Origin of the sequence: Parabacteroides sp. Marseille-P3160 (assembly GCF_900162725.1) — a bacterium.
Classification (GTDB): domain Bacteria; phylum Bacteroidota; class Bacteroidia; order Bacteroidales; family Tannerellaceae; genus Marseille-P3160.
In genome coordinates this window covers 595013-616592 of sequence record NZ_LT799418.1, presented here as the reverse complement: position 1 = coordinate 616592, position 21580 = coordinate 595013, and the positions used below count along the sequence as shown (strand labels likewise).

The following is a 21580-nucleotide window of genomic DNA, read 5'->3' as shown; positions in this document are numbered from 1 at the left end:
TTTATGGGTTCTGTTCCAATAGATTATTACCGGAAAGCGCACTACTCGGCAAAGGATAACGGTTCAGCCTTTTATCATTAGAGGCGTTATGATCCCACCAATTTTCAGTAACAAACATGCCCCACCGTATCAAGTCAGTTCTTCGGCGTCCTTCACCTAAGAATTCGATGCCCCATTCGTCAACAAATCGATATTTATCCAGGTTTGCCGCCGTTACAGGATCGGGATCAACCTCATTCTCGAAATTTCTTTTACGTACTGCATTAATAAGGCTGGCGGCAGAAGCTTTATCTCCGGCTCTCCATTTACATTCAGCAAGCATATAATATATCTCAGCCAACCTGATAATGGGCCGGTCTGCTCCCCAGGTTAGATTGACATCGGATGATGTAGGAATAGGTACTTTTACAAGTCTTACTCCGGAATTCTCTTCACCGTCTTTTACCGTTGAGTGTAAACTGCCGACTGTTGGGTATGTTGCGGATCCTACTTGTGACATCCGCCCTACATAATCGACAAAAACAAGAGGCCTGTCTTTATATTCTTCAAATCCATTTATGACATTTCCTTCAGGCGTTTTGAAATCACCGACAATGAACATACCTTCATATGCGCCATTTCCCTTATATTTGTAAGGTTTCTTCCTCAAGTCTTTATCATTGAATTTCTCATAAGCCTTTCCTAATTTAAATTCAGTATATATTTCGCCCGTAGGTTTCCTTGACGGTTGAATACTTGTTGCATTCATCGCTCCACCCAACGTCTCATTTCCAAAATACATATAACTCGTACTATGATAATGAAACGCATACATATAGAAAGAATTATACTGCAACTTATTTCTTTCGGAAGGCGTCAGCCATAATAACTCTTTCGACTTATTGTTATCAAAACTATGAGGTCCGTACCAGGTAGAAGATAATTCATATTCTCCGTATACCCCATTGATAATATCTTCACAGATCTTGGCACATTCCGTGAACATATCTTCTCCTATATAGGATTGGGCGTTAAAGTACAGCTCGGCCTTAATTGCTGCGGCCGCACCTCTGCTGATTGTTTGCCCTTGAGAGTTATCCCAGGAGATAACAGGTAATTTGGGTATAGCATCGGTAAGCAACGAATCAATAAAATTAAAAGTTTCCTCATCCGTATTCCTGGGTTTCAAATCTTTCTCATCTATAGACCTATAAATAGGCATTCCACCATACCAATCCAATCCTCGCATATAGAAATAAGCCATTAGCGTTTTAAGTTGGCTCGTATGGTCTTGCCGATCCGCCTCAGTTAAGCCGATAGCATTATAATCTATTTTTTCAAGGTCTCCGATGACGTCAAGGCACAAAGTAATGCCCATTGTAGCCCCCGTCCATCCGCCGGTAACCCAACCTGAATTCGCGTCCCAGTCACTATGCTGCATACGCTCAAAATCTCCTCCGAAGTTGACTCCTTTTGTCAAAACAACAAACTGGTCGGCAGTACATTCCTGAGAAATCCATTTATCTCCGAGAAACCAATCAAAATGAGTAAAAGGACGTCCCATGGCAGAGTAGATTTCTTCCTTTGTTTTATAGAATGTTTCAGGTGTTACTTTATCATACCATACAGGCTCCAAATCAGTACATGAGCTCAAAAATGAAATTATCATTATCAGTATGGTATTCCTTATTATCTGTATTTTCTTCATAATATCCTTTTTTTAATAAATTAAAACCCTATTTGAATTCCCAGCATAAACGTACGTGTCCTTGGATAAGCATTGACATCCTCGAATCCGGGTTCAAGTCCGTTTACGTTTATTTCCGGATCCAATCCTTTATAACCCGTAATTGTAAACAAATCACGTCCCGTCAAATAGATACGGGCATTAGCTAATGGTCTGATCATTTTCCTATTGAAAGTATAACCTAATGTTATCACATCCACCTTGAGAAAACTTCCGTTTTCTAACCATTCATCCGTAAGTAGACGCGGGTTGTCCTTGCTAATAAATGCATTTTTTGTGACTGCATCTTTTAATACATTCCTTCCATTGCTCAATGAAGTAGGTATGCCATAATACATCTCATTGACATTAAACACATCATACCCAAGCCAGCTACGCATATAAATGTTTAAATCCCATTGTTTATAGCGCAAGTCATGTCCCCAGGATAAGGTTAATTTCGGAATTGATTTCCCAATATATCTCCTGTCTGTTTCGGGATTCCTCCTATCATAAGGGATAATATTTTCGTCTTTATCATAGATCAGTGCCATTCCATTCTCATCGTATCCGGCACTTTTAAATAGAAAGAATTTCCCAATTTCCGTGCCGGGTTGTATCCGGACAGCTGTTCCGGGTGATCCGGGATGAGGCAATGTATGCAAGTCTACATAGGCATTGCCAATGCCCAATGTTTTTAATTTAGTATTATTTGTAGATGCTACAATAGTTGTATTATATGTGAAATTCTTCTTGTTTATTGCATTCCAACTCAATTCAAATTCAAAACCGGTATTTTCCATATTCCCGGCATTCGTCTGAGAACTACCGTAAACATTAGGAGGAGACGCAACAGGTATAACATAAATCAACCTATCCACTTTCCGATTATACCAATCAAAACGACCCGTCAGTTTATTATTTAATACTGCATAGTCTAAACCAAAGTCAAGTTCTTTCTTAACTTCCCATTTCATGTCCTTTACTTGGTTATGTTGTAGCCCGTAGACTCTCATCCATTGTCCATTAACATATGTCCAAGAATCAAGGCTAAACATCCGGAAAGCATTTACAGAACTAAAACCTGCATTACCGGTCTCGCCATATGCACCACGGATCTTTAAATCGTTTATAAATTTGACATTCTCCATGAAATTTTCAGATGAAATACGCCATCCGGCCGATATCCCCGGAAAAGTCCCCCACTTATTTTGATAGAATTTAGAAGATCCTTCATAACGTGTCGTAAGGGTTAACAAATAACGGTCTTTATAAGCATAATTTATACGTCCTAAAAAAGCAATCAAACGAGTCCGGACATCTTTAAACGATCCCATATTGGCTTTTCCTTCCGACAGGTATGATCCTGATCCAAGATTATTAACTCCTATATAATCAACTAAAAAATTCTGATTATCAGCGCCAAATCCCTGGCCGTTAAACTCTTGAAAGGAATAGCCGGCAACAGCATTTATAGTATGATCCCCAAAGGTTTTGTCTAAATTAGAGGTTAGGTCAAAAGTCTTGTCTATATACCTTTTATAATCCTCGGAACCCCATCCCTTTACTCCGTTTTCCAAAGAAATCCTATGTTGCGCCGATCTATATTGAACTTGGTAAGCAGAAGTCCTTTTGGCAGCGACCATGGCCGATACAGACCAAAAATCAGTCAAATTTAATTTCAACGTTGAATTTGCCAATAGAAGAGTGGATTCAAGATTGTTGTTTTTCAATTTAACTTCTGCCACAGGATTAAATAATTGGGACTGATTGAGTATCATATTATAACCCGATTCATATTGATCGCTATATAAAGGATATGTCGGGTTTAGTGTCATTGCTTTCTCAAAAATCTCATTATCGATAAGATTTGAATTTATCTCCGAATAACTAATATTCGAGATTAATTCAAGCCGGTCGTCTAAAAATTTGAAATAGGTATTCAATCGCCCGCTAAGCTCTTTTCTGGTGGAAGTTATAGCCATACCTTTTGCATCTCTGACCGTAACGCTTCCTCCGACACGAGCGTTTTCTGTCCCACCGCTTGCGCTAATTACATAGCGTTGGCTCAATGGAGTCGAACGTAATATCTTATCATACCAATTTGTCGACCCTCCATAATTATACCCTCCGTCACCCGGAGTATCTCTGTCTGCTTTCCCATAGCTACGAAACTCGTCAGCCGTAAGAATATCGGGCTTCTTCCTTACAGTTTCTGTAGATAGCTCACTTACAAAATTGATTTGGGCTTTGCCGATCTGAGGTCGCTTGGTGGTAACCAAAATAACACCTCCAGAAGCTCTTGTTCCATAAATTGCTGCAGCAGAAGCATCTTTCAACACTGTTATGGATTCTATATCTTCTTTGGCAACTAAAGCCATCTCTGCTCCAGGTACGCCATCGATCACAATAAGCGGTCCCATATCAGCATTAATGGAATTAGCTCCTCTCAATTGGATGCTTTGATTTGCATTCGGGTCAGAACCGTTTGTCGATTGTACGGAGAGTCCGGCCACCTTTCCTTGTATTGCCATTAATGGAGAAGTGGTTCCACTTGTAAAATTTTCAGATTTTATTTTTGTGACAGCATTAGTCATCACCTTTTTATCTAAAGCCCCATAACCTACAACGACAATCTCATCTAATACATTAATACTCTCTTTTAGTATAACACTAAACTTAGTGCCCTCGGTTATATCCAAATATTGAGTAAGATAACCAATAAAAGAGATTTGTAACTGTTTATTTCCGGTAGGTATATCTAAAGAGAATACTCCATTTAAATCTGTAATTACCCCCATATTAGTACCTTGCACAATGACATTGGCACCAATAATCGGTTCGCCTTTTTCGTCCGTTACAGTCCCGGTAATTCTACGGGTTTGCGGTTGTTGCAAAGCGATCGGAAGTTCTTCTTTTGTGTTCAGAACGATCTTTTTGTTGACAACCGTGAAGACGATATCGGAATTATCAAATAGCTGGGTGAGTACTTCATAGATATTTTTGTTTTCAACTGCAACGGAAGCGTTTCTTGCCGTGTTGACTTGATGGGCGTCATAGACAAAGGTAAAGTCGCTTTGCTTCTCCACCTGCTCCAAGATCGAACCAACACTGGAGTTCTTTACATTCAGTGAAATGAGCTTGTTCTGGGCATAGGTGTTGCCGGCAAAACTCATTCCGATACTAAAAAAAAGAAAAAGAATACTTAGTCTCATGGCTAATGGTATTTTTCGTAAGAGAGTATACGATTTTCCCCCTAACTTTTTTAAGGTTAATTTTTTATACATACTTTTGTATTTGGTGTTTTAAAGTTATTTAATAGCTGCAATCGCAGCAGATGGCTTTCGTACGGAAGGATGTTGCTGCATTCTTCCGTATTTTTTTCTTTTTTCCTATTTCCTTCCCATAGGCAAAATGGTTTTACAATTCATACTTGATTTTTATTTGGTTAACTCTACTACCACGGCATTCAGTTTCTCTCCGCTGATTTCCGGTTTCCTTATTTTATATTTTATGCCGGTCGCCAATTGGATATATTCCAATACCTGCGGCAGTTGTTCGTTCTCAAATTTGGCGGTGATGATGGATTCATAGACTTTCCGGTTATTCACTGCAAACCGGACATTATAATAACGGCTAAGCCGTTGAAGCACATCCTGCATCGGGAGATTCTTGAAATACATTTTCCCTTCTTTCCAACCGGTTTCATAGATCGGGTCAACGGTCTCGACAGAGATTTTCCCCGCCTTAAAAACCGCTTTCTCATTGGGATGAAGCGGATAGCGTTCACTCCGGCCTGCAGTACGCAGATTTAACTGCACGGAACCTTCGACCAGTGTGGTAACTATTTTACTATCTTCTCCATAGGCGGAAACATTAAATTCGGTACCGGTTACTTCTACTCCATACGATTCGTTCACTTTTACGAGAAAAGGCTGATTTTTCCTCTTCGCAACGTCGAAATAGCCTTCACCGGCCAGATAGACTTCCCGATGCCCGGCGGCAAAATGGGTCGGATATTTGAGGTACCCGCTTGCGTTCAGCCATACTTTGCTGCCGTCCGGTAAATCGACCGCCGCCACCATGCCGGGGTTCGTCCGCACTTCTATGTATTGGGGAAGCGCTTCCGCCGGCTGTTGCCGGGTAAAAAGATAATAAGACAAAAGTAAGGCGGGCAAAAACAAAATCGCGGCGATCCGCTGTAAGGCCATCCACCGTCGCCTGATCGAAATGGACTTCTTTTCCCGGCGAATCTTTTCCTTCAAATCGCGCAGGGATGCCTCCGCATTTATCTGGTCTATGGCCTTTAAATGGTCGGCCAATTGCCCGATAAAATAGAATTGCTCCAATGCCTGCTCGTTCTCCGGCGACTCGGAGGCCCACTTCTCAACCGCACGCCTTTCCTCTTCAGAAGCTGTTCCTGAAAGGTACCGTATCACTATTTCATTCTCCGGGTTTTCCATTTTCTTCTTTGCTTTCTGTATATAATACCGTTCAGGATGAAAATGTACTAAACCGGAAGTAAATTATTTTTCCAATAAAAAGAAATTTACCTCATTTCCTGAATATTTCTAATTATTTATTTATGTTTGTTCACAAATCGATCGAAGATGCGTACGATAGATGTCAATAATTCTAATGCTATTCGCTTGCTGAAAGAAGGGGATGAAGCCATGTTCGACTCCTTCTATCTACATTATTATAGCAAGTTATGCGCTTTCGCCTCCCAATATGTCGAGCTCGTCGAGTCAGAAGAACTGGTGCAGGATGTCATGCTATGGCTCTGGGAAAACCGCCAGGCGTTGATTCCGGAGCTTTCGGTCAAGTCGCTGCTTTTCACTATGGTAAAAAACAAATGCCTCAATCGTATAGAACACCGGAAAATCAAAGAGGAAGTCCATGAAAAATTTCGGGAAAAATTTCGGCAGCAGTTTGAAGACCCCGACTTCTACGAACGGGAAGAATTGATGCAACTCCTCTCCGACGCCATCCGGCGCCTTCCCGAAGAGTATCGCCAGGCCTTCGAATGGAATCGGTTCAAGAACCTCACTTATAATGAAATTGCCGAGCTCACGGGCGTTTCTCCCAAAACGATTGCCTACCGGATTACGCAGGCGTTAAAAATTCTCCGTATCGAGTTGAAGGACTATCTACCTCTTCTTCTCTGGATCATAATCCATTAATCATAATTTTTCGCTTTATATATTTACACATATATATAAATTATCTATCAATATACTGATCAATAATTTATTTTCCGCTGTTGATAAACAAATGAGGAGCAATCGGATTTTTTATCCATTTTGACAGACCCCACATAAGACAAGCGTCCCGGATTTACTCATGGAACTTGAATATTTTTTATACCTTTGGACAGCATAACCAAATAATACCCATTCACATGAAAAAACTTAAAATTTCCATCCTCTGCCTGCTTTTGTCAAGCTCCCTACTTATCTTGGCAGCCTATTCCCAAGCCAATCCGCCCCGATTAATCGTGCGGGCCGATGATATGGGCTCCTTCCGGGCAAGCAATATCGCTTGCATGGAAACCTACCGGAGCGGAATCATTACCTCCGTGGAAGTGATGGTTGTGACGCCCTGGTTCCCCGAAGCAGTCAAGTTATTGCGTGAAAATCCCGGTTTGGATGTAGGGCTTCACCTTACGCTTACCAGTGAATGGGAAAACATTAAATGGCGCCCGTTGACACAGGCTCCCAGCCTAACGGACTCTAATGGCTATTTTTTCCCAATGATGTGGCCTAATCCAGCCTATCCGGGATTATCCGTCCTTGAAAACAAATGGAGCCTCAAGGAAGTCGAACAGGAGTTTCGCGCCCAGATCGAGCTGGCATTGAAGAATATCCCGCAAATCAGCCATCTCTCCGGGCATATGGGGGCGCTTCAGTTTCATAAAGACGTTTCCGAATTAGTCCGCCGCCTTGCGGATGAATATAACCTCACGGCCGTAGACCGGAGCGAAGCGATGAATGCCTACCAAGTAGAGTTTGTCGGCTATGACGGCCCGAAGGCTACCTCGGCCGAAAAGGAAGAGAGCTTCCTTCGGATGCTGAATAAGTTACAGTCCGGAAAGAGCTATCTCTTCCTGGATCATCCGGCGCTCGATAACGAAGAAATGAGTACGGTCGGCCACATCGGATACGAAGAGGTCGCCAAAGACCGGCAAGGCGTCACCGATCTGTTCACCTCCGACCGGGTGAAACAGACCATCCGCGAAAAAGGAATTGGATTGGTCAGCTACAACGAACTGACGAAAGCGCTCCCGCGAAGCGCGCCTGAAGCCGAAAAGGTATCGGAGCAAAAGATCCGGGATTATCTGGCCGACGTGAAGAAAAGCGGACAGGATTTGCACAGCCTTATGATTCTCCGCCATGGGAAAGTCATTTACGAAAAATGGTTGGGCGAACATTCGGCCAAAGAACCTCATATCATGAATTCGGTCAGTAAGACATTTACGGCGACAGCCATCGGCTTCGCCGTTCAGGAAGGGTTGCTGAAGGTGAACGACAAAGTCGTTTCCTTCTTTCCTAACGATTTGCCTGCTGAAGTCTCTCCCTATCTGGCCGAACTGGAGATCGAAGACCTGCTGACCATGTCGGTCGGCCATGACGCCGATCCTACGGGGGAAATCCGTACTTCGACCGAACCGGATAGTTGGGAAAAGCGCTTTCTGGCGACTCCGATCGTGCATCAACCGGGCACCCGGTTCGTCTATAACAGCTTGGCCACCTATATGCTGGCTTCCATCCTGCAGAAAGTTACCGGAGAAAAACTGACAGATTACCTCTATCCGCGCCTTTTCCGCCCTTTAGGCATCACGGGGGTAAAATGGGACGCCAGCCCTTCGGGGGTAAATACCGGCGGTTGGGGACTTTACATCAAAACAGAAGATATGGCAAAGATGGGACAATTCCTATTGCAGAAAGGAAAGTGGAACGACAAACAATTACTTACCGAAGCCTGGTTTGACGAGGCTACCCGGGCGCATATCCAGCAGGCCCCTTCCTGGGTCGGAAAAGAGATAAAAGAAAAAAACAGTGACTGGATGCAAGGTTATGGCTATCAGCTCTGGCGTTGCCGTCATAACGCTTACCGTGCCGACGGAGCCAACGGACAGTTTATTATTGTTCTTCCCGAGAAAGATGCCGTCATCGTGACAACTGCCCATATCAACGATATGCAGGCGGAGATCGACCTTATCTGGAAACACCTGCTCAAGGCACTGAAATAAAGATTCCTCTCTCAAGAGTTTAGATAAAAATTAGAAAAAGGATATTACCTCCGTATAATATATTTATATTACAACCAAAGGATAAAATTGGAGAACCGGTGGATAACAGATCGCTGCTTCGGAAAAAATGTTGCTGCAAGTTTAGTTCCCTCTTAATCTCAAGAATAGTTGTCAACTGGTTCCTACAACAATGGGATTACAAAAAATGAATAAACTTATTTTTTGTATAAGGATAAAGCTGCATAAATATTTTATCCAAGCCAAACGTTCATTAAGCATTTTTAATCGAAGGGGCCGAACAATACTACTTACAATTAAGAGAAAAAAGAGGATTATCCGTTAATAATTTTGCTAAATTTGCACTTTCCAAAAATGAACTATTACTTGAATCAATAAAATAATATTTATGGCAAAGTTAACAAAAGAAGATGCGCTTCGGTATCATGCCGAGGGGAAACCCGGGAAAATCGAGGTTATCCCCACTAAACCTTACAGCACGCAGGACGATCTATCACTCGCCTATTCCCCGGGCGTAGCTGAGCCTTGTCTGGAAATTGAAAAGAATCCTCTGGATGCATACAAATATACAGCGAAGGGCAACCTGGTGGCTGTCATCTCGAATGGTACCGCCGTGCTCGGATTGGGTGATATCGGCGCCATAGCCGGGAAACCGGTAATGGAAGGAAAAGGTCTTTTATTTAAGATATTCGCAGGCATCGATGTTTTTGACATTGAGGTGGATGAAAAAGATCCCGAAAAGTTCATCCAAGTGGTTAAGGCAATCGCTCCTACCTTCGGAGGTATCAACCTGGAAGATATCAAGGCGCCGGGATGTTTCGAAATCGAAACGCGCCTGAAGGCCGAATTACCTATTCCGGTCATGCATGACGACCAACATGGGACAGCCATTATCTCCGCAGCGGGTCTGCTCAACGCGCTCGAGATCGCCGGAAAGAAAATAGAGGATATCAAAATCGTAGTAAACGGTGCAGGCGCCGCTTCCACCTCCTGTACAAAAATGTATCTGCGATTAGGGGCTAAAAAGGAAAATATAGTGATGTGCGATAGCAAAGGCGTCTTGTCTGTCTATCGTACAGACCTGAACGAATCGAAAAAAGAATTTGCAACCACCCGCAATATAAAGACATTGGAAGAGGCAGTAGCCGGCGCTGATGTCTTTTTAGGTTTATCGGTAGCAGACGTTCTTACAGAAGAGATGTTGAGAACAATGAATTCTGACCCGATCGTCTTTGCCTTGGCCAACCCGAACCCGGAGATTGCTTATGATAAGGCGATCGAATCCCGCAAAGACATCATCTTCGCCACCGGCCGTTCCGATTATCCGAACCAGATCAACAACGTATTGGGATTCCCCTATATCTTCCGCGGGGCATTGGATGTCCATTCAACCGCCATCAATGAAGAGATGAAGACAGCTGCGGTTTATGCGTTGGCCGAACTGGCAAAGGAAGAAGTACCCAAGAGCGTGTTGGATGCCTACGGATTGGACAACCTCGCTTTCGGACGAAGCTATTTCCTTCCGAAACCATTTGATCCCCGTTTGCTGGTACGCGTTTCCACCGCAGTAGCCAAGGCCGCTGTCGAGTCCGGCGTCGCCCAGCATAACATTACCGATTGGGATGCCTATGCTGTTTCCCTGGAAAAATTCAAACGTTAACTAACCTGGTTATATAAATTAAGAATGTTTCATAAGCCGTTTCTCTTTCGAGAGGAACGGCTTTGTTTTTAGAGACTCCGGTAGCCCCCCGGCCGTACCTATAAATTGAAATTGCGGAACGGAATAGATTTTGTACTTTTGCAGATGGAAACAGAGGAACGATAGTGAATGAAAGTTTGTATCGCTGAAAAGCCAAGCGTCGCACGCGAAATTGCCGAAATACTCGGAGCAACCCAGAGAAAGGAGGGATATCTCGAAGGAAACGGATACCAGGTTTCCTGGACTTTCGGCCATTTATGCACCTTAAAGGAACCGCATGACTACACGGCCGACTGGAAACGCTGGAGCATCGGCGCCTTACCGATGATCCCCCCGCGATTCGGCATCAAACTGATTGAAAACGAATCGTATGAAAAACAATTCAAGATCATCGAGTCGCTGATCCAAAATGCCGAAATGGTCATCAATTGCGGGGATGCAGGACAGGAAGGAGAACTGATCCAGCGTTGGGTGATGCAGAAAGCTGGCTGCAAATGCCCGGTCTATCGCCTCTGGATCTCCTCGCTCACCGAGGAGGCTATCCGGGAAGGCTTTCAACAACTAAAGAATCAATCGGATTTTCAATCTTTATATGAGGCTGGACTCTCCCGTGCCATCGGAGACTGGCTCCTGGGGATGAATGCAACCCGGCTATATACGCTGCGGTACGGGCAGAACAAGCAGGTCTTATCCATCGGACGGGTACAGACCCCTACACTTGCACTGATCGTGAACCGCCAGAAAGAAATCGAAAACTTCCGACCGGAGCCCTATTGGGAATTAAAAACGATCTACCGGAATACGCGCTTCTCCGCGACAAAAGGCAAATTCGCCAAAAAGGAAGAAGGCGAGGCGTTCCTCTCTACCGTCCTGGACAAAGACTTTGTGGTCACCGATGTGTCGGAGAAGAAAGGGAAAGAAGCCCCGCTCCGCCTCTTCGACCTGACTTCCCTGCAAGTGGAATGTAACCGGAAATTCGCATTCTCGGCAAACGAGACATTGAAACTGATCCAATCTCTGTATGAAAAGAAGATAACGACCTATCCCCGGGTAGACACTACGTTTCTTAGTGAAGATATCTACCCCAAGATCCCGGCGACACTCAAAGGCATGACAGAATATGCCGAACTGACGACCCCGGTTTTAGCCGCGAAGATCCCGAAAAGTAAAAAGATATTCGATAATGCCAAGGTAACCGATCACCATGCGATCATCCCGACCGGCGTTGCTCCCCGTAACCTGACCGAACCCGAACGGAAAGTCTATGATCTGGTGGCCCGCCGGTTTATTGCCGCCTTTTATCCGGATTGCGAAATATCCACGACCACGGTACTTGGAAAAGTAGATACGGTGGAATTCAAGGTGACCGGCAAACAGATCCTGAAGCCCGGTTGGCGAGTGGTCTTCGGAGCGGAACAGAAAGACCCGGAAGCGGAAGAAAACGAGGAAGAAGGCATCTTACCGGAGTTTGTCAAAGGAGAAAGCGGGCCGCATCAACCGGAATTGTCGGAGAAGTGGACGAAGCCACCCAAACCCTACACGGAGGCAACCCTCCTGCGTGCGATGGAAACTGCCGGTAAATTAGTCGATAACGAAGAGCTGCGGGATGCACTCAAAGAGAACGGTATCGGTCGCCCCTCTACCCGGGCCGCTATTATTGAAACCTTATTTAAGAGAAGGTATATCCGCAAGGAACGAAAGAACCTGTATGCAACTGCCACCGGAGTGGAACTGATCGATACGATCCACGAAGAACTGCTGAAAAGTGCGGAACTCACCGGACTTTGGGAGAAGAAACTACGCCAGATTGAGCGGGGTACGTATAAGGCAAATATATTCCTTGAGGAGTTAAAAGATTTAGTGCGTCAGATCGTGCTGAATGTCCTATCGGATCAATCGACCAAAACCATCACGATCGAGGAACAGATAGAGGAGGAAAACACGAAAAAAAAGCCACCGAAGCAAAGCGGAGGTACGGCTAAAAGAGTAAAGAAACAAAAAAAGCCCTTGCGCTGCCCCCGGTGTAAGAAAGGAACGATCTTACGCGGCAAAACAGCCTATGGATGTTCCGAGTACAAAGAAGGATGTACGTTCCGGCTCGATTACGCCACCTACGGAGAAGGATTGAGCGAGGAAGAATTAGAAAAAATAATCCAATCCCTATGAACGAACCGATCATACAAAAAGAAGAATATTTTCCTTTAATGGATGCTGAAGGCCATACGATCGGCAAAGCAACCCGGAAAGAATGCCATAGCGGCAGCAAACTTTTACATCCGGTGGTCCACCTCCATGTGTTCAATGAAGCCGGTGAGCTCTATCTGCAAAAGCGAGCCATGAATAAAGATATCCAACCGGGAAAATGGGATACTGCCGTAGGAGGGCATGTGGATTACGGGGAAACGATTGAAGAAGCGCTCCGCCGGGAAGTAAGGGAAGAACTGGGTATCACGGACTTTACGCCGGTCTTCCTTGCCCGTTATGTCTTTGAGTCTGCGATCGAAAAAGAATTGGTTCACTCTTTCAGAACCCTTTATACCGGAATGATCACCCCTGATCCTTCCGAACTGGAAGGCGGCCGTTTCTGGTCTCTCCGGGAAATTGAGGAGAACATCGGAAAGGCCGTCTTTACCCCTAACTTCGAGAATGAGTTCAAGAAAGTACTTCAACAATGTTAATATTTGAGTATGCCGATCTGTTTGATCGCATCCGAAAAATCCTCCTTCGGTATTTTCGCCTTATTACGCACCTTCAAACGGTAGTTATAGACTGTCTGGGAGGAATAATGCAGGAAACTGGCTATCTTCGTACTATCGCTGATGCCCAGACGTACCAGTGCAAAGATCCTCAATTCCGGACTAAGCAACTCTCCGTCCCGGGGGATGATCTGTTCCTTTTCAAGGAGGAGTGAATTAAATTCTTCCACGAAATTAGGATACAAGTTCAGGAACATCGTGTCGAAGCTTTTATAAAACTCTTTTAGCTCATTGGCCAGTGTGGAGGAAGAGTCGGTCATATTCAACGCCTCTTTTATCTGTCCTACCTTCAGCTTCCGATGCACATTCTTACGTATATCCTCCAGTTTATCAATATAGACCGAGCACATATTGAAAACATGCCCGATATACTCTTCCTTGACCCGGTTGGATTCAGATAATTCCCGATTCAGAAGATTCAAATCCTCATTCATTCCTGTCAGGCTCCGGTTACTCTCTTTCAACGACCGACGGGCAATCGACAATGCTTTCATCTGTTTGCAGGTATAGAAAATAGCGACTAATAATACGAGCACCAATCCTAAAATCAGGAATATAAACAGATTTAAACGTTCTTTTTCCTGTCTTACCTTTTGATCGTAAGCCGAGTTGATTATCGGCAGCATCTGGGATATTTCCAGAGTCCGCATCCGTGCACTGCAAAAGAGAGCGTCTTCCATCGAACATTTAATATAAGCATAGGCTCGCTCGATATCTCCGTCTTCATAGAGCCGGATCGCCAGTTTACGTAGCGAGATATACTCTTTCACTCCCGAACGGATATCTCCAATAGATGAAATAGCCAAATAAATCCGGGCTTGCTCTTTTTGCCCCATTTCCATATAGATTTCCGAAAGATTGTAGGCTGCCATCCCGATCTCATGATTAGTCAGTTGGAATTTCTCTCCGCAAGCAAGGGTAAGTTTCAATGCTTCGTCAACCTGGCCGATTTGCAACAGTTTCATCCCTTTTACCATGTAATAGGCCAGATCATCGGGAGTTATCACGGATAGAATCGAATCCTTATATTGGAGTTCCAAGGCTTTATACGCATCCCGTTCATCCTTACTGAACGAATAACTGGCTAATAAAATATAGAGCGAATGATAGAGATGATAGATCGTGGACTTTTCGTAATTTCTGAAATGGGTGTGATCAATCGATTGTAGAATATCAAAGGCTTCTTTATACATGCCGGTAGTCATCATCACCTCCGCGTGATTCATCGTAGCAATAGAAATTTCCTGCTGATCTTTATCTCTCTGAGCAAGCTCCATCTGCTTTTTAACGATCTGCAGCGCTGAATCCATCTGATAATATTTATAAATACCGAAAAGCTCGCCGTACTTATTAAAGCGTTGCTTGGAAGACATATTCTGCTGCAGGCTCTTTTCAATCAGCAGGATCCGCTCCCTTGTCTCCTGGTCATAGATCGGACGCTCCTGAATGGTTTTATCCAATACCGAGAGCAAGGAATCGAGCTGCCCATTCGATGCATGGATCGAAAGACTCAAGGTTAATAAGAAGAATAAGACCCACAGTTGTTTCATTCTATCCGTACTTAATCACTGAAGTAACGAAATTACTAAAAAAAAACGGAACGAAAGACTATATAATCCAGGATAAACTTAAGAATTCATTCTCCACAAAAAAGAATATCAGTATGAACAGTATGAACGGGCAAATTTAAACTCCTGTTATGTTCGGCGGAAGCTCCAGCTTCCGTCGGTGATAAAAGCGAGGCTCCCGCCTCGCAATGATTCTCCTTTTTTTAAGGATAGGCAAAGCAGGAGCTCATATCTTTGCTTCCAACACGACGGAGTGAGAACACTCCGCCTAACAAATGGGTAAATACGTTTGCCCTTTTGTATGGTGGCAATTGAGTGTTTGATGGATATAAAACACGTGTTTGACAGCCATAAAACATGTGTTTGACAACCGTGAAACACGTGTTCGACAGCTGTGAAACACATGTTCGACAGCTGTGAAACACTCAAGAGCCAAAACTCAATATCACCATCCGGTGCAGTGGATATATTTATTGTTCTTACTTATTTTACAACACGGAGCTACTTATTTGTTTTGTCTTGTTCCTGTTTGTTTTTGGTCCGGTTCCATGGGAGTATGGAGGGCGTTCTTCCGTATGCTTGCAAAAACAAAAAAACCGGTAGTAATCAATTTGAATCTCTAATAACAGTGAATAAAAACTCCGTTTATACGGTTACCCTTTTTCTTCAAAACACTTACTCTTTATGATATTAACATATTAATCAATTATCTAATTATTAGTATATTAAATTACAAAAAAGAAGATTTCAGACTTACTTTGATTGTCTACATAGGTAACTATTTGCCTCTTGGGGCTTTTATATTTGTAGTGAAAGTGTGTAACTCTCTTTTTGAAAGTGTGTATTTATTCTCTAAAATAACCTAAAATCAAATTAAGCCATGAGTCTTAAAAGAAAAATTATTTTATTTCTACTGGTTGGCGTATTCACTTCCTCTCTAAATCTTTTTGCCCAGACCAACGACCGGATCACGGTACAAGGTATTGTAAAAGACAACCAAGGAATACCCACCATCGGTGCAAATGTCATAGAGAAAGGTAGTCCCAATGGAACGATCACCGATATGGACGGTCGCTTCTCTATTAATGTATCTCCCACAGCAACCTTAGTATTTTCGTATATTGGCTACGAAACACAGGAAGTCCCCATTGCCGGACGAACCACAATCAATATCACCTTCCATGAAAATGCAGAGATGTTGGAGCAGGTTATAGTCATCGGGTATGGTACGGTTAAGAAAAATGATGCAACAGGTTCTGTAACGGCTATTAAGCCGGACGAAATGAATCACGGTCTGACAACAACTGCCTCGGATATGATCACCGGTAAGATAGCCGGTGTAAACGTAACGAGTGATGGAGGTGCTCCCGGCAGTGCAGCGACCATACGTATCCGTGGAGGATCTTCTCTATCCGCAAGCAATAATCCATTGTATGTGATTGACGGGTTACCCATTGATAATGAAGGGATCAAAGGAGTATCAAATCCGTTAAGTACAATTAATCCAAATGACATCGAAACATTTACGGTCTTGAAAGATGCTTCCGCAACTGCTATTTACGGATCCAGAGCTTCCAACGGAGTGATTCTTATCACGACAAAAAAAGGTACGAAAGGCTCTCGTCCGCAGGTAAGCTACGATGGAAATCTATCGATTAGTTATAAAGATAATTCAATTGATGTGATGTCAGCCGATGCATACCGCTCGTTCGTCAATACGACCTTCGGAGAAACCTCTAATACCGCGAAATTGCTTGGAACAGCTAATACAAACTGGCAAGATGAAATATTCAGAACAGCGGTAGGTACGGATCATAATGTGACGGTAAAAGGTGGACTCTCTTTTATGCCCTATCGCGTCTCTTTTGGATATACAAATCAAGATGGCATTCTTGAAACGTCTAATTTTGAACGTTATACCGGATCCGTCAATGTGGCTCCCAGTTTTTTAGACAATCATTTAAATGTGATTCTGAATGCAAAAGGGATGATCGCGAACAATCGCTTTGCCGATACGGGAGCTATTGGGGCAGCAATGGCGTTTGATCCTACCCAACCGGTAATGGATGGTAATACCAAATACGGCGGCTATTACGCATGGGAAAATGCCGGTGAATTTATTTCTATCGCTACGAAAAACCCGGTTGCCATGCTTAAACAGAAAGAGGAGACAGCTAACTCTAAAAACTTAGTTGGTAATGCCCAATTTGATTATAAGTTCCATTTTCTTCCGGATTTACGGGCAAATTTGAACCTCGGAATGGATATAGCCACCGGAACGCAAGATATTTATTATCCCAAAGAATCTCCTTTAGGGTATGTCGACAATGGAAGAACCGGATCCGAAACAATAGAGAAATACAACAATCTATTGGAATTTTATATGCAATATGCAAAAGAATTAAATGAGAACCACCGCTTCGATATCATGGGTGGTTATTCCTGGCAGCATTTCCATAGGGAAGTAAGCAATGCTTACAATAACTTGAGCGGTGACAATCCAACGTCCTATGATTTTGCAACAGAGAGTTATTTAATTTCGTTTTATGGGCGTGCTAATTATACATTCATGAACCGGTATTTATTGACCGCCACGCTTCGTAATGACGGGACCTCCCGCTTCGCCAAAGGAAATCGTTGGGGATTGTTCCCCTCCGTTGCACTTGGATGGAAAATAAAAGAGGAGGCCTTTCTGAAAGACGTGGATGCGCTCTCCGATTTAAAATTACGCTTAGGTTACGGTATTACCGGACAACAAGATATCTCTCAAGGAGATTATCCTTATATGGCTACTTATTTTGCCGGCCAAGATGGGGCCTATTATCAATTCGGGGATGAATTTGTATCCATTGCCCGTCCGAATGGATATAATCCGAATTTGAAATGGGAGAAAACAACGACCTGGAACGCCGGACTGGATTTTGGATTCCTAAACAATCGAGTCACTTCTTCTATTGATTATTATTACAGAGAAACGAAAGATTTAATCAATGTGATCGATGTTCCTGCCGGGACCAACTTCAAAAATCGTATTGTAAGTAACATCGGTTCGTTAGAAAACAAAGGGATTGAGTTCTCTATTAATGCCAAAGCAATCTCCACAAAAGACTGGAAATGGGATATCGGCTTCAATATCGCATCAAACAGTAACGAGATCACGAAGTTAACAGCTCAGGATAATGAATCGACAATCGTCTTGGTCAATACAATCGATGGTGGAACGGGAACGATGATTCAGGCACAAGGCATCGGACATCCGGCGAACTCATTCTATGTCTATGAACAAGTTTACGATGAAAACAAGAATCCAATTGAAGGACTTTATGTCGATCGTAATAAAGACGGCATTATCAACGAAAATGATCGCTATTTTTATAAGAAGCCAGCCGCAGACGTAACGATGGGATTGTCATCCAAGTTAATTTATAGAAACTGGGATTTCAGCTTTTCCCTGCGTGCTAACGTAGGAAACTATACCTACAATAATGTGGCATCTTCCAATGCAGCACTGAGCGAAGGGAGCATTAATAACAAAGGATATCTGTCAAACCGGCCGATTTCAGCGTTTGCCACCAACTTCCAGAACATGAATGTTCTTTCGGACTATTACGTGCAAAATGCATCTTTTATCCGCTGTGATAATATTACGCTGGGGTATTCCTTTGACAAACTGTTAGGTGTAGTCGGCGGGCGTGTGTACGGAACCGTACAGAATCCGTTTATTATCACTAAATATGACGGCCTTGATCCGGAAGTGGGAAATGCAGGAACGCTCGGTATTGATCGGAATGTGTATCCGCGCCCTATCGTGGGTATTGTGGGTATAAGTCTTAATTTTTAATCTTAAATAAAACAAGTCATGAAAACAATCTCAATAAAACAGATCGTACGGACCTTCTTACTTGCAGGGTGTATCAGTTTCACTTCCTGCGTGGGAGATTTGGATGTAGACCCGATTGATCCGAATTTAAATATCTCTTTCGATCAGAATGCCAATCTTGCAAAAATCTATGCTGGTCTGGCTATCACGGGAAATAAAGGGCCTGATGGCGAAAGTGATATTGCTGATACCGATGAAGGGGCCTCCGGTTTGATGCGCATGATGTTCAACATGAATGAACTCCCAACCGATGAAGCCATCTGTGCCTGGTCCAGTGATGCCGATGTTTATCCGTTGAACTTCACGAATTTCAGTTCTTCGAACGGTGTTGTGCTTAACATGTTCAATCGTTTGTATATTCAAATAGCACAAGTTAATAATTTTCTGATCAATACGGCAGATAAAACCGACGAAGCAACAGTGACACAGCGCGCCGAAGTCCGTTTTATTCGCGCATTAGATTATTACTATCTATTGGATTTATATGGAAATGTAACCTTTGTAGACGAAACAACCGGCATCGGTTCGTATGTTCCGGAAAGAATTGTCCGGGCAGATCTGTATGCCTACGTGGAGAAAGAGTTGAAAGAGATTGAATCTTCCATGAAAGAGCCTCGCCAGAATTTGTATGGAAGAGCCGATAAAGCAGCCGTATGGATGTTGCTCTCACGGTTATATTTGAATGCTGAAGTTTACACAGGGACGGCCCAGTGGAGTGCTGCCGCAGAATATGCAAAGAAAGTAATGGATGCCGGCTATACGCTTGAATCAAATTATGGGGATATGTTTAAAGCAGATAATAACACATCAAATGAAATGATTCTACCCATCTGTTACGACGGAACATACACCCGGTCTTGGTCAGGCCTTTTCTTCATAGCCAGCTTTATTAGCGGAGACATGAGTTCTCTTTCCAACTTCGGAACAAAAGAGGCTTGGGGAGGTAACCGCGCCAGAGTCGCTTTGATTAAAAAGTTTGCAACAGATGGCGATTTATCAAAAACGACGGACGAACGTGCCTCTTTCTGGACCACCGGCCGTACACTTGAAATTACAAAACCGACTGAATTTACAGAAGGATATTCCATCACTAAATTCAAGAATATAACGAAATCCGGTACAATCGGTAGTGATCCGAATCAACAGTTCCCGGATATGGACTTCCCTTTATTCCGTTTAGCAGAAGCCAACCTGACCTTTGCCGAAGCGACACTCAGAGCAAACGGCGACAAGCAAGCAGCATTAACGGCAATCAACGCATTACGTACCCGGGCAAAAGCCACTCAAATCACAGCTTCCGATTTAACACTCGATTTTATCCTGGATGAAAAAGCGCGTGAGTTTTATTTCGAAGCGCAACGTCGTACGGATTTGATTCGATATAATCAATTCACTTCTAATTACACTTGGGACTGGAAAGGAAATACGGCAAACGGGACATCCGTTTCAAGCCATTATACCTTGTATCCTATCCCTTCTGCACAACTTACTGCAAATAGTAATCTAATTCAGAATCCGGGATATTAAAAACAGCGTACAAATTCTTTTAAACGTATAGAAGATTATGAAAAATATAGTGAATAGCATTTTACTTTGTCTGGTCGTCTTTTCAATTACCGGCTGTACAGATGACAAAGATCCCATCATAAATAATTTAACGAAGGCGGATGGAAGCCCGATCTCTTTTGTACTCAACGCGACAGCGAACAGTTCATATACGCTATTGGCAGAGAATGCAACAGCTGTCGTGGATACTTTAACCTGTGAGCAACCCGATTATGGGTTCAGTGCGGCAGTAACCTACACCGTCGATATCAGTGAAGCCGGAAGTGACTTCGCTACCTATGCCTCTTTAGCAACAACAGGACAAGGGGAAAAAATTGTCATTAAGACCTTTGAACTGAATGATGCAATGACCACGCTGGGGATGTCAAATCCAGCTGTCACATACAGCATCGATGTCCGCTTACGTGCAGCCGTAAATGACAGCGTACCTAAGCTGACATCCAATACGATCAGCCTGTCGGTAACGCCTTACAGCGGCTCACGAACCCCTGTCTATTTCGTTGGTAATATCTTGGATAACGAATGGAATAATAATGATCCGGGCATGATGCTCTTTGCCGAAAACGATATGAATGATATGACCTATACGTATACCGGTTATGTAAAGGCGGGAAGCGAATTTAAGATCATTCAAAACCTGGGAGACTGGGCTGTTCAATGGGGATATGCCAGTGATGGCAAACTGAGTCAGGATGGAGGAAGCGGTAATATCGGCGGATTCACGGCCAACGGATATTATACGATCTCGCTGGACTTATCAAACAACACCTATTCCATAGAACCTTATGACAATACACCGGCAGAATATAATCAAATATCCTTTATCGGAGCATTCAATAATTGGGGAGGTGACCTTGACTTAACGCAATCCACTTATGATAAACACATTTGGGTTGGACAGAATATTGAAATACCTTCCGATGGCGAATTAAAACTTCGTGTAAATCATGATTGGGGAGCCAGCTTTGGTGGAAGCAATAGTCTTTGGTCTGAAAAACAAGGCGAATTCGCAAAATTTGATGGTGGCGATAACGTTACAGTAAAAGCTGGAACCTATTTTGTGAAGTTCAATGACATCTCAAAACATATTATCTTAATCGCTAAATAGAACAGTTATCAATATAAAGAAAGAGGAG

11 protein-coding genes and 1 pseudogene are annotated in these 21580 nt (G+C 43.3%); 8 read left to right on the top strand and 4 right to left on the bottom strand.

All coding sequences use genetic code 11. The features are described from left to right. Position 1: 1 nt before the first annotated feature. The 3 genes from BQ8014_RS02530 to BQ8014_RS02520 all read right to left on the bottom strand — a co-directional run bounded on the left by BQ8014_RS02530 (position 2) and on the right by BQ8014_RS02520 (position 6168). Complete coding sequence (locus tag BQ8014_RS02530; protein WP_080902993.1) at positions 2–1687, bottom strand: RagB/SusD family nutrient uptake outer membrane protein; 1686 nt, start codon at positions 1685–1687, stop codon at positions 2–4. A gap of 20 nt (positions 1688–1707) precedes the next feature. Next, positions 1708–4920 (bottom strand): SusC/RagA family TonB-linked outer membrane protein, encoded by a 3213-nt coding sequence (locus BQ8014_RS02525; RefSeq protein WP_160150014.1) that lies wholly within the window; start codon positions 4918–4920, stop codon positions 1708–1710. A gap of 225 nt (positions 4921–5145) precedes the next feature. Further along, positions 5146–6168, bottom strand: a complete 1023-nt coding sequence (locus tag BQ8014_RS02520) for a FecR family protein (RefSeq protein WP_080902991.1) — start codon at positions 6166–6168, stop codon at positions 5146–5148. A gap of 147 nt (positions 6169–6315) precedes the next feature. Here BQ8014_RS02520 and BQ8014_RS02515 point away from each other — a divergent pair, with 147 nt between their 5' ends. The 5 genes and pseudogenes from BQ8014_RS02515 to BQ8014_RS02495 all read left to right on the top strand — a co-directional run bounded on the left by BQ8014_RS02515 (position 6316) and on the right by BQ8014_RS02495 (position 13352). Further along, a complete protein-coding gene (locus BQ8014_RS02515) occupies positions 6316–6888 on the top strand; it encodes an RNA polymerase sigma-70 factor (RefSeq protein WP_080902990.1) in 573 nt (190 codons plus the stop codon). A 218-nt stretch (positions 6889–7106) separates the two neighbouring features. Then, positions 7107–8957, top strand: a complete 1851-nt coding sequence (locus BQ8014_RS02510) for a ChbG/HpnK family deacetylase (RefSeq protein ID WP_080902989.1) — start codon at positions 7107–7109, stop codon at positions 8955–8957. A gap of 406 nt (positions 8958–9363) precedes the next feature. Beyond that, positions 9364–10623: pseudogene (locus BQ8014_RS02505) on the top strand (malic enzyme-like NAD(P)-binding protein); the annotation flags it as partial. A 180-nt stretch (positions 10624–10803) separates the two neighbouring features. Beyond that, positions 10804–12840, top strand: a complete 2037-nt coding sequence (locus BQ8014_RS02500) for a DNA topoisomerase 3 (protein WP_080902988.1) — start codon at positions 10804–10806, stop codon at positions 12838–12840. Continuing rightward, positions 12837–13352 (top strand): NUDIX hydrolase, encoded by a 516-nt coding sequence (locus BQ8014_RS02495; RefSeq protein WP_080902987.1) that lies wholly within the window; start codon positions 12837–12839, stop codon positions 13350–13352. The genes BQ8014_RS02500 and BQ8014_RS02495 overlap by 4 nt, the downstream gene beginning before the upstream one ends. Here the strand turns inward: BQ8014_RS02495 and BQ8014_RS02490 are convergent. After that, entirely contained in the window at positions 13349–14980 is a 1632-nt protein-coding gene (locus tag BQ8014_RS02490; RefSeq protein WP_080902986.1) for a DUF6377 domain-containing protein, read from the bottom strand. The two genes, BQ8014_RS02495 and BQ8014_RS02490, sit on opposite strands and share 4 nt — an antisense overlap. A gap of 898 nt (positions 14981–15878) precedes the next feature. Between BQ8014_RS02490 and BQ8014_RS02485 the strand changes: the two genes are divergently transcribed. The 3 genes from BQ8014_RS02485 to BQ8014_RS02475 are packed head-to-tail and all read left to right on the top strand — an operon-like array spanning position 15879 to position 21552. Next, positions 15879–18839, top strand: a complete 2961-nt coding sequence (locus BQ8014_RS02485; RefSeq protein ID WP_080902985.1) for a SusC/RagA family TonB-linked outer membrane protein — start codon at positions 15879–15881, stop codon at positions 18837–18839. 18 nt (positions 18840–18857) lie between these two features. Next, positions 18858–20405 (top strand): RagB/SusD family nutrient uptake outer membrane protein, encoded by a 1548-nt coding sequence (locus BQ8014_RS02480; protein WP_080902984.1) that lies wholly within the window; start codon positions 18858–18860, stop codon positions 20403–20405. A gap of 37 nt (positions 20406–20442) precedes the next feature. Next, the gene (locus BQ8014_RS02475) at positions 20443–21552 is read left to right on the top strand and encodes a SusE domain-containing protein (RefSeq protein ID WP_087880477.1); all 1110 of its coding nucleotides are present in this window, start codon (positions 20443–20445) and stop codon (positions 21550–21552) included. Positions 21553–21580 lie beyond the last annotated feature (28 nt).